15 protein-coding genes are annotated in these 13,821 nt (G+C 58.7%); 12 read left to right on the forward strand and 3 right to left on the reverse strand.

Features of this window, described 5'->3' with window-relative positions:
* Window positions 1-15 precede the first annotated feature (15 nt).
* Both GS611_RS08745 and GS611_RS08750 read right to left on the reverse strand, forming a co-directional pair.
* Complete coding sequence (locus GS611_RS08745) at window positions 16-1,434, reverse strand: NAD(P)/FAD-dependent oxidoreductase (protein ID WP_171634740.1); 1,419 nt, start codon at window positions 1,432-1,434, stop codon at window positions 16-18.
* 3 nt (window positions 1,435-1,437) lie between these two features.
* Entirely contained in the window at window positions 1,438-2,169 is a 732-nt protein-coding gene (locus GS611_RS08750) for a TVP38/TMEM64 family protein (RefSeq protein WP_152456930.1), read from the reverse strand.
* Window positions 2,170-2,464: 295 nt separating this feature from the next.
* Here GS611_RS08750 and rpmH point away from each other — a divergent pair, with 295 nt between their 5' ends.
* The 12 genes from rpmH to GS611_RS08810 all read left to right on the forward strand — a co-directional run bounded on the left by rpmH (window position 2,465) and on the right by GS611_RS08810 (window position 12,970).
* A complete protein-coding gene (rpmH, locus tag GS611_RS08755; protein WP_005980833.1) occupies window positions 2,465-2,599 on the forward strand; it encodes a 50S ribosomal protein L34 in 135 nt (44 codons plus the stop codon).
* 25 nt (window positions 2,600-2,624) lie between these two features.
* The gene (gene rnpA, locus GS611_RS08760; protein ID WP_171634743.1) at window positions 2,625-3,050 is read left to right on the forward strand and encodes a ribonuclease P protein component; all 426 of its coding nucleotides are present in this window, start codon (window positions 2,625-2,627) and stop codon (window positions 3,048-3,050) included.
* On the forward strand, window positions 3,047-3,292 hold the full coding sequence (gene yidD, locus GS611_RS08765) for a membrane protein insertion efficiency factor YidD (RefSeq protein WP_152456928.1): 246 nt from the start codon (window positions 3,047-3,049) through the stop codon (window positions 3,290-3,292). The genes rnpA and yidD overlap by 4 nt, the downstream gene beginning before the upstream one ends.
* Window positions 3,293-3,359: 67 nt before the next feature.
* Window positions 3,360-4,976 (forward strand): acyl-CoA dehydrogenase family protein, encoded by a 1,617-nt coding sequence (locus GS611_RS08770; protein ID WP_171634746.1) that lies wholly within the window; start codon window positions 3,360-3,362, stop codon window positions 4,974-4,976.
* Window positions 4,977-5,019: 43 nt separating this feature from the next.
* Window positions 5,020-5,913, forward strand: a complete 894-nt coding sequence (gene ttcA, locus GS611_RS08775; protein ID WP_171634749.1) for a tRNA 2-thiocytidine(32) synthetase TtcA — start codon at window positions 5,020-5,022, stop codon at window positions 5,911-5,913.
* Window positions 5,914-5,974: 61 nt separating this feature from the next.
* Window positions 5,975-7,507 (forward strand): bifunctional diguanylate cyclase/phosphodiesterase, encoded by a 1,533-nt coding sequence (locus tag GS611_RS08780; protein ID WP_171634752.1) that lies wholly within the window; start codon window positions 5,975-5,977, stop codon window positions 7,505-7,507.
* A gap of 126 nt (window positions 7,508-7,633) precedes the next feature.
* Window positions 7,634-9,457: a membrane protein insertase YidC gene (gene yidC / locus GS611_RS08785; RefSeq protein WP_171634755.1), complete on the forward strand. Its 1,824-nt coding sequence runs from the start codon at window positions 7,634-7,636 to the stop codon at window positions 9,455-9,457.
* Window positions 9,454-10,191, forward strand: coding sequence for an MOSC domain-containing protein (locus tag GS611_RS08790; protein WP_171634756.1), 738 nt, complete (start codon window positions 9,454-9,456; stop codon window positions 10,189-10,191). Before yidC ends, GS611_RS08790 begins: the two co-directional genes overlap by 4 nt.
* On the forward strand, window positions 10,188-10,841 hold the full coding sequence (yihA, locus tag GS611_RS08795) for a ribosome biogenesis GTP-binding protein YihA/YsxC (protein WP_171634759.1): 654 nt from the start codon (window positions 10,188-10,190) through the stop codon (window positions 10,839-10,841). The genes GS611_RS08790 and yihA overlap by 4 nt, the downstream gene beginning before the upstream one ends.
* 60 nt (window positions 10,842-10,901) lie before the next feature.
* Window positions 10,902-11,765 (forward strand): acetylglutamate kinase, encoded by an 864-nt coding sequence (gene argB / locus GS611_RS08800; RefSeq protein ID WP_171634762.1) that lies wholly within the window; start codon window positions 10,902-10,904, stop codon window positions 11,763-11,765.
* 24 nt (window positions 11,766-11,789) lie between these two features.
* Entirely contained in the window at window positions 11,790-12,476 is a 687-nt protein-coding gene (locus GS611_RS08805) for a ferredoxin (protein ID WP_171634765.1), read from the forward strand.
* Window positions 12,473-12,970 (forward strand): histidine phosphatase family protein, encoded by a 498-nt coding sequence (locus tag GS611_RS08810; RefSeq protein ID WP_171634767.1) that lies wholly within the window; start codon window positions 12,473-12,475, stop codon window positions 12,968-12,970. Before GS611_RS08805 ends, GS611_RS08810 begins: the two co-directional genes overlap by 4 nt.
* Before the next feature lie 49 nt (window positions 12,971-13,019).
* Here the strand turns inward: GS611_RS08810 and GS611_RS08815 are convergent, their stop codons facing one another.
* Window positions 13,020-13,811, reverse strand: coding sequence for an amino acid ABC transporter ATP-binding protein (locus tag GS611_RS08815; protein WP_171634770.1), 792 nt, complete (start codon window positions 13,809-13,811; stop codon window positions 13,020-13,022).
* Window positions 13,812-13,821: the final 10 nt, after the last annotated feature.

Here is a 13,821-nt window from a genome sequence, read left to right on the forward strand (position 1 = left end):
GCGCCCCTCCTCAGGTCAGGGAATCCAGCGCTGGACGAACCGGACCACTCGTTTAACTGTCTGATTCTCAAACAGCCTTGGCGAGAAATAAGCACCCGCCACACGTTTGTTAAGCTCTCCGATCGTCGGATAGGGTGAAACCATGGCGGCGATCTGCCCCATCTTCAGGTTATTGGCCAAAGCCAACGACCACAAGTTGATCAACTCACCCGCCTGATGCCCGACGATTGTGGCGCCGACGGGTCGGCCTTTCACGACCATGACCTTGACGAAGCCTTTGGTTTTGCGCTCGGCAATCGCCCGGTCATTGTGGAGATAGTCAAAGCGGGCGATTTCGAGCTTTTCTCCATGCGCCTCGCGGGCCTGAGCTTCGGTCAGTCCGACCTGGGCCAGCTCTGGATCCGTATAGGTGGCCCAAGGGATATGTGCCGTTTTCGCCCTGGACGGCAGACCGAACAGGGCCGAACGAATGATGACACCTGCATGATACCCTGCAACATGGGTGAATTGCAGGCCACCCGTTACATCTCCGATCGAATAGACGCGGCGATTGGCCGTGCGCAACGCGTCATCCGTTCTGATGCCGGTTTTTGTGCGTTCAATTCCGGCTGCTTCCAGGTTCAGACGCTCGATATTGGCTTTGCGACCGGCAGCGATCAAAAGATGAGAGCCCCGGTGAATTTCACCGTTTTCGGCAACGACCTCCACAGCGCCCTCTGTTCCGTGCACCTGAGCGATCATGGCGTTTTCCCGGATGTCCACGCCTTCACTGCGCAGGGTATCCAGCACCACGGAGGCAGCCTCGGGATCGTCTTTGCCCAAGGCTTTGAACCCTTCGACGACCGTCACCTTGCTGCCGAGGCGTATATGGGCCTGCGCCATCTCCATCCCGATCGGGCCGCCCCCGATGATCAGCAGGTGATCTGGCCGCTCTCTCAAGTCAAAGATGGTTTCGTTCGTATAATAGGGCACCGTGTCCAACCCCGGAATCGGCGGCACCAGCGGTGATGAACCGGTCGCGATGACGATGCGACGTGCACAGATGACATGATCCCCGGCCTGCACCTTTTCAGGGGATATGAACGTGCCATATTCGCGAATGACCTTCACGCCGAAGCCTTCGAACCGCTGCTGGCTGTCCATCGGTTCGATCTGCGCGATCACATCATGAACATGATCCTTTACTGCGGCGTAATCGACCTGAGGGATTGTATCAGCGATGCCAAAACGAACGGAATGCGCCTGAGCATGGGCCGCTTTGCCGCTTGCGATCAGCGCCTTCGACGGGACACAGCCGAAATTCAGGCAATCCCCACCCATCTTGTGCCCTTCCAGCAGGACAACATCCGCGCCCATCTGGCTGGCACCCGCGGCGACGGACAATCCTCCGGACCCGGCGCCAATGACCAGGAGGTCGGTTTTCAACTCTTTCATGGTTCAGGTGCCTCTTTTCGCGCGCAGTGCTTTGAAAACGATGGGCAAGGCGGCCAATATACACAACCCGATAATCGGCCCGATCACGAACGGTTCCCACAGCAACGAAACATCAGGCGTTTCCCCACGGTCGAATACACCGCCCAAACCGACCCCGATCCAAGTGTACACGATACCTCCGGGAATGATGCCCAGCGCGGTCGTCAAAAGAAAATTGCGGAACTTCACACCGACCAAAGCCGGCACGAGATTGGCAACAAAGAACGGCACCACCGGCACCAGACGCAGCAGAAACAACACCGAGATTTCGTTTTCCCGCAGACCGTCCTTCAGTTTTCTGACCGTGCCTTCTGATGATTCCAGGCGCGACGTCAGGGCTTCGCCCAAGCCCCAGCGCGCCGCCAGAAAGATCGCCGACGCACCGATGGTGGCGGACACGACATTGAAAACAGTTCCCGCAAAAAGACCGAAAAGAAAACCGCCCGTCATCGAAGCCACCGCGGCACCGGGCAGTGAAAAGGCCACTATGACGATGTATATGGCGACAAAAGCGGCTGCCATGATCCAATAGTGACCGTCCCGCCACGCCAGAAGCGCCTCGCGATTGTCCCGCAAGGTCTCGAAAGTCAGGTAATCCCCAAGCGTGAAAAAGCCGACAACGGCTACGCTCAGGATTACAAGCAGCGGAATGTGGCGTGCGAAACCGTTGCGCGGCGCCTGGCTTGTGTCGGACATCAGATTTTCCGGTTCTTTGTGCTTCATCTTGTGCCCAAGATGCGCTGACTGACGGGCCAGCAATAGGGGGATCACGGGGCCTTGATCTTTGTGGCACCGAATGTGAGGAATTTCGGCGATAAACGGGTATTTTGAAACCTTTTGCCGTTGCCGGTTACAGAATTGTTGCAAAAGCTGCGAAAACCTGGCCGTTGGGGTTTGACTTACCCCCCGCTTGGCAGTAGAGGACGGGCTTCGAACACCACGGGCAGGCGAATCCGCGCCGCACCCGACCGCATAGATTGGAGACGGAGCGATGAAACGCACCTATCAGCCTTCGAACCTGGTTCGCAAACGCCGCCACGGTTTCCGCGCGCGCATGGCCACTAAGGCCGGCCGCAAGATCCTGAATGCACGCCGCGCACGCGGCCGCAAATCGCTGAGCGCGTAAACCGCTCACCGATCAGGTTATGAACATGACGCCGCCGGAGGCCCCTGAGGTTGGTAGGAACCACCCCGGGAACAAGCCCCCGGCGGCGTCCGTTTGTGCATCTGCACCCCTGACCGTTCTCAAGAAACGGTCCGACTTTCTGAAAGCGGCGCGTGCCCGCCGACAAGGCACGTCTTCGATGATGGTGCAGGCCCGCAAGCGTGGCCTCGGCGAGGGCATCGGGATTCGCGTGGGGTTCACCTGCTCGAAAAAAGTGGGCAATGCCGTGGCCCGCAACCGCGCCAAGCGCCGTCTGCGCGAAGCCGCGCGGGCCGTGTTGCCCGAAGCCGGCCGCGACGGGTGGGATTACGTTCTGATCGGCCGTGCCGAAGTTACCGCCAACCGCCCCTATGACGCATTGTTGGACGACCTGCGCTATGCGCTCCGCAAGGTGCATGCGGCTGAAAAATGACCTTCCTGTCCCATATCGTCGCCCTGCCTGTTCGGGCGTATCGGCTGATCTTCAGCCCATGGGTCGGTTTCAACTGTCGCTACCAACCCACCTGTTCCGCCTATGCGCTTGAGGCGCTGGAGAAACACGGGGCGGTCAAAGGATCCTACTTGGCCGCTCACCGGATCTGCCGTTGCCACCCTTGGGGCGGCGACGGATATGATCCGGTACCTGACGACAAGCATAACGACCCTTCGTCCTGACCCCTCGTCAGACTTGACCGGCAAGTGCCGCGCCTGAACAGTTGGACCTGCACAACCCGAGGTCCCTATGAAATCCCCAGCGCGCGACACCCTGCCAACCCACGATGTCCTGAACCAACCGCCCACGCGCGGCGGCACCGATCTTTGGCTGTCCGATCCGGTCCTGCAAGACGCAGCAAAGACAGCGGGCGCGCGCGCTTTGGAGCTGGCGGCATATGGCAAAACACTCGGAACCGAAGAAACGCGGGAACTGGGTCGGGAAGCCAACCGGCATTTGCCAGAGTTGCGGCTGTTCGATCCCGGCGGCAGGCGCTTGGACGAGGTGCGGTTTCACCCGGCCTATCATCAGATGATGCAGATCAGCCAATCGGCGGGCTATGCCGCACTGGCCTGGGATGGACAACCCGGAGGGCATGCGACCCATGCGGCGATGGTCTATTTGGCCGGACAGGTCGAACCCGGGCATTGCTGCCCGATGACCATGACCTATGCAGCAATCCCTGCACTGGCCGCCAATGAACACATTGCCTCGCTCTGGCAGCCAAAACTCATGGCCCGCCACTATGATCCTTCGAAGGAACCGATCGGTCAAAAGACCAGCGCGACGCTGGGGATGGCGATGACCGAAAAACAGGGCGGTTCGGACATACGCGCCAATACGACCATTGCGGCACGCGACGGGGATCATTGGCGCTTGCGAGGGCACAAGTGGTTCTGTTCCGCGCCAATGTCGGATGGGTTCCTGACACTGGCGCAGGCGCCCGGCGGGTTGACCTGTTTTCTGGTGCCCCGCTGGCTCGAAGGCGAACGCAATGCGATCCACCTGATGCGCCTGAAAGACAAGCTGGGCAACAAATCCAACGCATCCTCGGAAATCGAGTATCATGACGCGCTGGCCTATCAGTTGGGCGAAGAAGGCGCGGGCGTGCGCACCATACTGGAAATGGTGCACCACACGCGGCTTGATACAGCCATGGCACCGGCCGGGCTGATGCGTGCCGCGCTCAGCGCAGCGCATCATTGGGTGGAACACCGCAGCGCATTTCAGCGCCGATTGATTGATCAACCGCTGATGCGTGCGGTCCTGTCCGACCTTGTTCTGGACTGGGAAGGCGCTGTGACCTTGGGAATGCGTGTGGCGCAGGCATTTGACGGCCAGACACCCGAAGACAAGGCCTTTGCCCGGATCGGCGTCGCATTGGCCAAGTTCCTGAACAACAAGCGTTGCCCGGTCGTCGTCGTCGAAGCGATGGAGATACTGGGCGGCATGGGCTACGTCGAAGACACGCCCTTGCCCCTGATCTATCGTGAAGCGCCCCTGAACAGCATCTGGGAGGGGTCAGGCAATGTGATCTGCCTCGATATCCTGCGCACCCTGACGCGTGAGGCGCTGGCCGCCGAGGTTCTGGGGGCCGAGTTGGATGCGGTAAGAGGCACGGACAGAAGGTATGACGCAGCTCTGACCGCGCATCGCAACCGCTGGCCCGGTCTTCCGCCCGAGGCCGAAGCGCGCTGGTACGCTGAACGTACGGCACTGCTGCTGACGGCCTCGCAATTGCTGCGCCATGCGCCCGGCGCTGTGGCTGACGGCTTTGTTGCCACACGTCTTTCCGATGACAGCGGCCGCATTCCCGGAGCAGTAGCCGGGTTGGATACCGGCGCCCTGCTGGCGCGGCTTGGCTGACCCGCCACTTGCCCGGTTGCGCCATCTGCTGTAGGGGCAGCGCATGTTTGATGATGCAGACGATATCCACCCGCTCTTTGCCGGCGCGCCCTCGACCACCGAGTTCAAGAAACTGCGCAAACGCATCGTGCGCCAGACCCGCGAAGCGATCGAGCAATACGGGATGGTGGACCCGTCCGCCCATGACAAGGACGGCACACCGCCGCGTTGGCTTGTCTGCCTGTCGGGCGGCAAGGACAGTTATACGCTGCTGGCTGTCCTCTACGAACTCAAATGGCGCGGATTGTTGCCCGTCGATCTTCTGGCTTGCAATCTGGATCAGGGACAACCCGGATTTCCGGCAACGGTCCTGCCCGAGTTTCTGGACCGCATGGGTGTGCCACACAGGATCGAGTATCAGGACACATACTCTGTTGTGATGGACAAGGTCCCGCAGGGCCGAACATATTGCGCCCTGTGCTCGCGACTGCGCCGCGGCAACCTGTATCGCATTGCCCGGGAAGAAGGCTGTTCCGCCGTCGTGCTGGGACACCACCGCGACGATATTCTCGAAACGTTTTTCATGAACCTCTTCCACGGAGGCCGTCTGGCCACCATGCCACCGAAACTGGTGAACGAAGAGGGAGATCTTTTTGTCTTTCGCCCGCTTGCCCACGTCGCCGAAGCCGACTGCGAGAAATTTGCCAAGGCCATGCAGTATCCGATCATCCCCTGCGATTTGTGCGGCAGTCAGGACGGGTTGCAACGGCAGCAGGTCAAACAGATTCTCGACCAGTGGGAAAAGAACAGTCCAGGTCGGCGTCAGGTTATGTTCCGCGCGTTAACAAACGCGCGCCCGTCGCACCTGTTGGATGCGAAACTCTTTGATTTTGTTAATCTTTCCATAAACTCTGACGAAAAATCGGAAAATTTGGAAGAAATACCGCTTCTGCGTTAACGACTGACTCAGACTGGTTTCCTAGGCTCGGCATACCATTCATGCCCAAGGTCAGGACCCGATGCGGAATCATCCTTTCGTCGACCGTATTATTGAAGCTTTTAGAAACGTGGCATACGGCCCAGCCTTTCTGGCCTTTGTTCCGGCAACAAGCCTGGGGGCGTTCTGGCTTGGCGGTGAACGCGCTTTGGTCGCGGTGGCCCTGGGCTTGCCCCTGATGATTGCCGGCATAGGGGCAATGGCCCCCAACCCGGCAGACAGGAAACGGCAACAGGGTGGCCTGCTGCCGAATGACCAGTTCGAAACCGTTCTGGCTGAGGTGCTCTGGGATAGTCGCCGCAAAGGTGAAACGTCGGCCTGTTTCGCTGTGATCCTGGACGACTATATGCAAATGCTCGATCTGCATGGCCAAGCAGCAGCGAACCATGTGGCGCAGCAATTCTGTTTGCGCATCATGTCCATGATCCGCTCCAGTGACACCGCAACCCGGATCGATGGAAACAAGATGATGGTTGTTCTGCACCCGACGCAACAGCTTGATCTGGAAACCTGCATTCAGATGTCGGGACGAATACAATCCGCGGTCGAAGACCCCATCATGCTGAACGGAACCGGAGTTTACATGTCCTGCTCCATCGGTTTCTGCCTCAGCAGCAATGTCCCCGACGGCACCGCGAAAGACTGGTGCAACGCTGCTAACAACGCGCTGCAAGAAGCACAGCAAAACGGGCCGTCAACGATTCGTGCCTTTTCGTCCGAAACACGTCGCCGAGCTCAGGTCAGAACCAATCTGCGCAAGGAATTTGATGCGGCGCTGGAAAGCGGTGAAATTAGACCATGGTTTCAACCGCAGATCTCGACGGATACCGGGCGTGTGTCCGGGTTCGAGGCTCTGGCCCGCTGGGAACACCCGGCAAAGGGAGTGCTGGGCCCCAATATCTTTCTGCCCTTTGCCGAACAGGCAGAGTTGATGGGCAAACTGGGACAGGCGATGCGGCATCACGCCTTTTGCGCAATGCGCGAATGGGATCGCGCCGGTCTGACCGTACCACGCATCGGCATCAACTTCTCGTCGGACGAATTGCGCGACCCGGGGCTGATCGACCGCCTGAAATGGGAATTGGATCAATGCGATCTGACCCCGGACAGATTGGCGGTCGAAGTATTGGAGACCGTGTTTTCCAGAGGACCGGATGACGTAATCACCCGCAATGTCACGGGCTTGGCCGCGATGGGGTGCTGTATCGATCTGGACGATTTCGGCACAGGGCATGCCTCGATCGCTTCAATCAAGCGGTTCAACGTGTCCCGGATCAAAATCGACCGTTCTTTCGTGACAAAGGCGGACCAGGACCCAAGCCAGCAGCAGTTGGCCAGCGCAATTCTGACCATGGCAGAACGGCTGAATCTGGAAACCCTTGCTGAAGGCGTCGAGACGCCCGGAGAACACGCCTTGATGGCGCAATTGGGATGTGACCATGTTCAGGGGTTTGGCATCGGCAAGCCCATGCCTTTCGAAAAAACCGAGGACTGGATCACGTCTCATCGCGACAAGATCGACGGAATGCCCAAAATCGGGCGGCAAACGGGCTGAAGAACCGGAAACTGCGCCACAGAAGACCAATCCGTGACGAAATAACGAGCGATTCCGCTTGACCTTTGGGCCTGCACTCTGTTGAACCCTGCGGGTGTCTTTCACTGCTCAAGGTGGCTGTCCCAGATGGACGATCAGAACAAGAATCTCATCCTCGCAACCGCGCTCAGCTTTCTCGTGATCCTGGTCTGGTTCGTGCTGTTCCCTCCGCCGGAACAGACGCCAACCACGGAACAGGCTGAAATCGCCAGCATCGAAGGGAATGAGGTTCAGACGCCCAGCGCCGCTGATACCGGAACGGTCGGCGAAGCAACTGCAAGCGCCACTGAAGCCGAAGCCGAGGCGCCCCGCGTGAGCATCGACACGCCCCGCCTGACGGGCAGCCTGTCGCTTGCCGGTGGCCGAATTGATGAGCTGTCGCTGAAGGATTACAAGGTTTCACTGGCTGAGGATTCTCCGATCGTCGAACTTCTGTCCCCGGTTGGAAGTGACTCTGCCTATTATGCGCTTTATGGCTGGGCCCCCGGCGCGGGCCTGTCGGTCACGGACGTTCCCGGCCCGAACACTCTTTGGACGCTTGAGCAGGGCGAAACTCTGGGTGTTGACACTCCGATCACGCTGGCTTGGGACAATGGTAACGGCCTCACCTTCCGCCGCACCATTGCCGTGGATGAAGACTATATGTTCTCGGTCACCCAGTCGGTCGAGAACGCCACGGACGCCGAGGTCGGCATGGCCCCCTACGGCATTCTGGCACGCCACGGCATGGGCGAAGACGGTGACCTGCCGGGCCTGAAGAACTTCTTTATTCTTCACGAAGGCGTCATGGTCATGGCTGACGGCGTTCTGGATGAGATCGACTATGGCGATGTGCGCGATTTCGATATCGACCCCAATGAACGCGCACAGGCCGAGGTCTATCAGGTCAAAGAAGGCGGCTGGATTGGGTTCACGGATCACTACTGGATGACCACCCTGATCCCGGCCGAGGGTGCAGCGTTCAAGGCCGCTGCCAAATACGATTCACGTCGCAAAATTTATCAAACGGAAACGGTGCTGCCGACACTGACAGTCGCTCCCGGTACAACGGAAGAGGTCACGACCAGACTGTTCGCCGGTGCCAAGGAATGGGAAACTATCCGGGAGTATCAGGCGGAAGGTGTTCAGAAGTTCATCGACAGCATCGACTGGGGTTGGTTCTACTTCCTGACCAAGCCGATCTTCTGGCTGCTGCACAACATCAATGCCCTGATTGGAAACATGGGCTGGTCGATCATCGGCCTGACGCTGATCATAAAGGCCATCCTGTTCCCGCTTGCCTTCAAGTCCTACGTCTCGATGGCAAAGATGAAGGAATTGCAGCCGCAAATGGAGGCCCTAAAAGAAGCCGCAGGCGATGATCGCCAGAAAATGCAGCAGGGCATGATGGAGCTGTACAAAAAGGAAAAGGTGAACCCTGCCGCAGGCTGCTTGCCTATTCTGTTGCAGATTCCGATCTTCTTCTCGCTGTACAAGGTGATTTTCGTGACGATCGAACTGCGTCAGGCCCCATGGTTCGGCCCGTTCCGGGACCTGAGCGCACCTGATCCAACCTCGATCTTCAACTTCTTTGGCTGGCTGCCATGGGCCGGGCCGCAACCTGACAGCCTGATGGCGCTGATCTTCATCGGTATTCTGCCGCTGCTGCTGGGTATTTCGATGTGGTTGCAGCAGAAACTGAACCCGGCGCCAACCGATCCGACGCAGGCCATGATCTTTGCCTGGATGCCTTGGGTCTTCATGTTCATGCTGGGTGGTTTCGCCAGTGGTCTGGTCGTGTACTGGATCGCGAACAACACGATCACGTTCACACAGCAATATCTGATCATGCGCAGCCAGGGCTATAAGCCGGATGTATTCGGAAACATAAAGTCCGGTTTCAAGCGGACGCCAAAAACGGACAACAAATGAGCGGAACGGTCTCAAGCCTTTGGCGCCACCCGATCAAAAGCCATGGGCGAGAAGCCCTGAGCCAAGTCACACTCATCCCCGGGCAGACCATGCCCGGGGATCGCGTTTGGGCGGTCGCTCATGAGGCCGCCAAAACCGATGGTTCGGAATGGGCACCCTGCTTCAATTTCAGCCGCGGTTCAAAAGCGCCTCAGTTGATGGCCATTTCGGCCGAATTGCAGGGCGACCGGGTTACATTGCGCCACCCGCAGCGACCGGATCTCGATTTTGCGCCGGACACCGAACAAGAAGCTTTTCTGGACTGGGTAAAGCCACTTATGCCGGCGAACCGCGCTGCATCTGCCCGGATCGTTCGGGTTCCGGGGCGCGGTATGACGGACAGCGACTTTCCATCGATCAGCCTGTGCAACATGGCATCGCATCGCGCAGTCGAACAGAAGCTGGGCCAGACTCTGTCCATTGTTCGGTGGCGCGGCAATTTCTGGTTCGAAGGTCTGCCGTTGTGGGATGAGTTTGACTGGCTGGGCCGGGACCTGCGCATTGGCGAGGCCGTGCTTCGCGTCCGCGAGCGGATCACGCGATGTATGGCCACCACCGCCAATCCCGAAACCGGTGAGAGGGACGCAGACACCCTGCGCGCCTTGAACAGCTGGGACCATCAGGATTTCGGCGTTTACGCCGAGGTCGTTCAGGGCGGCGAAATCCGCGTCAACGATGAGGTGCAGGTGCTATGACCACGCTTCCCTTCCCCCTGGCCGAAGACCCGGATGAATTCGCCCTGGAGCGAGGCCGCAAGCTGTTTGCAGGCCCGTCCGAGTTCGTCAAAGGCGTTGTCGCCATGAATGGCCTGCCCGCACCTGACCGGTTGGAAGTCTGTTTTGCGGGGCGTTCGAACGTGGGCAAATCCAGCCTGATCAATGCCTTGACCGGCACGAAGGGTCTGGCCCGCGCATCCAACACGCCCGGCCGCACGCAAGAGATCAACTTTTTCACCCAAGGCCCTGAACTCTATCTCGTGGACCTGCCGGGCTATGGCTATGCAAACGCCCCGGTGAAAGTGGTCGAGAAGTGGCAGAAGCTGCTGAAACAATATCTCAGCGGGCGCCAGACACTGCGCCGCGCCTTTGTCCTGATCGACTCGCGCCACGGGGTGAAACCGGTCGATGACGAAATTATGAAGTTGCTGGACACCAGCGCCGTGACATTTCAATGCGTTCTGACCAAGGCAGACAAGGTCAAAGCCAAGGATCGTGAAAAGGTTCTGGAAAAAACCCGGGCCGCGTTGTCCAAACATCCCGCGGCATTTCCGGAAATCGTGCTTACCTCTTCCGAAAAGGGTGACGGCATTGCGACCCTGCGGTCCATCATTGCGCATCTGGAATAGCTTCACCCTTGGCAGCGTGGGGCAAAGGTCCTAACACGGTTTTCCAGAAGGACTTTAGCAATGAAGACACGAGATATGAACCGGGACTGGATCGCCACCGCAGCCACACTCAACAGCGCCCTGCCCTATCTGCAGCGCTATGACGGAGCCATCGTCGTCATCAAACTTGGCGGACACGCCATGGGCAGCGACGAGGCGATGGAAAGCTTTGCCCGGGACGTGGTTCTGATGCGCCAGGTGGGTGTAAACCCGGTGGTCGTCCACGGCGGTGGTCCGATGATCAATGCAATGCTGGGCAAGTTGGACATTCAATCCGAATTCGTGAACGGCAAGCGAGTGACCGACAAGGCCACGGTTGAAGTGGTCGAAATGGTTCTGTCCGGGCTCGTGAACAAGCGCATCGTACAGGCGATCAATGATCAGGGCGGATCAGCCGTAGGCCTGTCTGGCAAGGACGCAGGCCTGATGGTCTGCAATCAGACGGATGCATCGCTGGGCTTTGTCGGCACTCCTGCCGAGATGAATCCGAAGATCCTGCATGATCTGTTTTCACATGACGTAATCCCGGTCATCGCCCCGCTTGGTGCAGGCCGCGACGGTGAAACATTCAACGTCAATGGCGACACGGCAGCCGGAGCAATCGCTTCTTCGCTCAAGGCAGACCGTCTGTTGCTGCTGACGGATGTTTCCGGTGTCAAGAACGCGGCGGGCGATGTCGTGACCGAACTCAAGGCCGGTCAGATAAGGGAAATGACCCGCGAAGGCACCATTGCAGGCGGTATGATACCCAAGACAGAAACCGCACTGGACGCCCTGCACAGCGGCGTTCGGGCTGTCGTCATACTTGATGGGCGCGCACCCAATGCCGTGCTGCTGGAGCTGTTCACCGAACATGGGGCCGGGTCGCTGATACGCCCGGACTGACCCCGCAAGAGAGGAGGAGGAGACATGACACATCTTGTACAGCCTTCCTCTGATCCTGACGCGACGCCCTATGAACAGGTTGAAAACGCCGCCCTTGATACTGGTTTGTTGGTCATGGGCGCACTGCATCCTCGCCACGTTGCAGCCAAAGACCTCGAAACCGGCACGCTGATCCTGTTGGGGGCCGGGCCGGAATTCTGGCCCGTACTGAAAGCCTCACCGGAATGGCACCGGGCCGACCCCGTTGACCGATGGTCGAAAAGGGTCGTCGGTCAGATGGCCGAAAGGCTCGGCGCACAGGCGTATTTCCCGTTCGGCGGCCCTCCGTACACGCCATTCATTGACTGGGCACTCAAGTCTGGGCGAACGTTCAGCAGCCCGGTCGGGGCATTGGTGCATGATACCGTTGGGATGATGATTTCCTATCGGGGCGCACTGCATTTTGCCAAAGAGTTCGCCATCCCAACACCTTCCGGCGTGTCGCCTTGCGAAACCTGCGCCGCGCCTTGCACGACGACCTGTCCGGTCAGTGCGCTGAACGCGCAGGAGTTATATGACGTCGCTGCATGCCACGACCATCTGGGCACTGCTGAAGGTCAGACCTGTATGGCGGGCGGGTGTCTGGCCCGCCTTGCCTGCCCTCTGAGCGCGGGCGCAGGACGCGACCCGGAACAATCGGCCCATCACATGAAAGCCTTTCATCCGTCATGACCCGAATTCTGATCCTGACACGTCATGCGAAATCCAGCTGGGATAGCCCGGGTCTTGGCGATCATGACCGCCCGCTGAACAAACGTGGACGAAAGTCAGCCCCGGCCATCGCTGCTTGGTTGCGTCACCACGACTGGTTGCCGGATGAAGTCCTAAGCTCTACATCAACCCGCACCCGCGAGACATGGGATCGCATGGGTTTGCAGGCCGAAAAAGTCAGCTTTCACAGCGCGCTCTACCACGCTGATTCAAAGGTCATGCTGCGGGAACTTTCAGGTGCTACGGAACCGGCTGTTTTGATGATGGGCCACAATCCCGGGATCGCCGATTTTGCCAACCGTCTGGTGCGGCAACCGCCAAATCATACACGCTTTTTCGATTATCCAACCTGTGCAACAACCGTCATGTCGTTCGAAATAAACAGCTGGGCCGAGGTCCGATGGCAAACCGGGACAGTGCTGGGGTTCACCATCCCGCGTGAGTTGATCGAATAGAAAAAGGCGGGGCAATACCCCGCCTTCATTTATTCAGCCTTTGTGCAGGTCAGTGACCCAGAATCTGGCTCAGGAAAAGTTTGGTCCGCTCGCTTTGCGGGTTGTTGAAGAACTCTTCGGGTTCATTCTGTTCCACGATCTGACCGGCATCCATGAAGATCACGCGGTTGGCGACCTGACGGGCAAAGCCCATCTCGTGCGTCACGCACAGCATGGTCATACCTTCTTCGGCCAGTTCGATCATGGTGTCGAGCACCTCTTTGATCATCTCGGGGTCCAGCGCCGATGTCGGTTCATCGAACAACATGATCCGTGGCATCATGCACAGTGAGCGGGCAATCGCCACACGCTGCTGCTGACCGCCGGAAAGCTGACCGGGAAACTTGTCAGCCTGCTCGGGGATTTTCACCTTTTCCAAGAAGTGCATCGCCCTCTCTTCAGCCTCTTTCTTGGGCGTCTTGCGCACCCAGATCGGGGCCAGCGTACAGTTTTCCAGAATGGTCAGATGCGGGAACAGGTTGAAGTGCTGGAACACCATTCCAACCTCGGACCGGATCTTGTCGATGTTCTTCAGGTCATTCGACAGCTCGATCCCGTCCACCACGATCTTGCCTTGCTGGTGTTCTTCCAGTGCGTTCAGGCAGCGGATCAGGGTGGACTTGCCCGACCCTGACGGGCCCGCGATCACGATCCGCTCGCCCTGATTGACGGTCAGATTGATGTCGCGCAGCACGTGGAAGGACCCGTACCACTTGTTCATGTTGTTGATTTCGATGGCGACCTCGTCGCTCACCTGCATCTTGGAGCGGTCGATTTCGCGGTCAATTGCAAGTTCAGACATGTGTTGAACT

This window comes from Ruegeria sp. HKCCD6119 (genome assembly GCF_013110585.1).
In the GTDB taxonomy this organism is placed as follows: Bacteria; Pseudomonadota; Alphaproteobacteria; order Rhodobacterales; family Rhodobacteraceae; genus Ruegeria.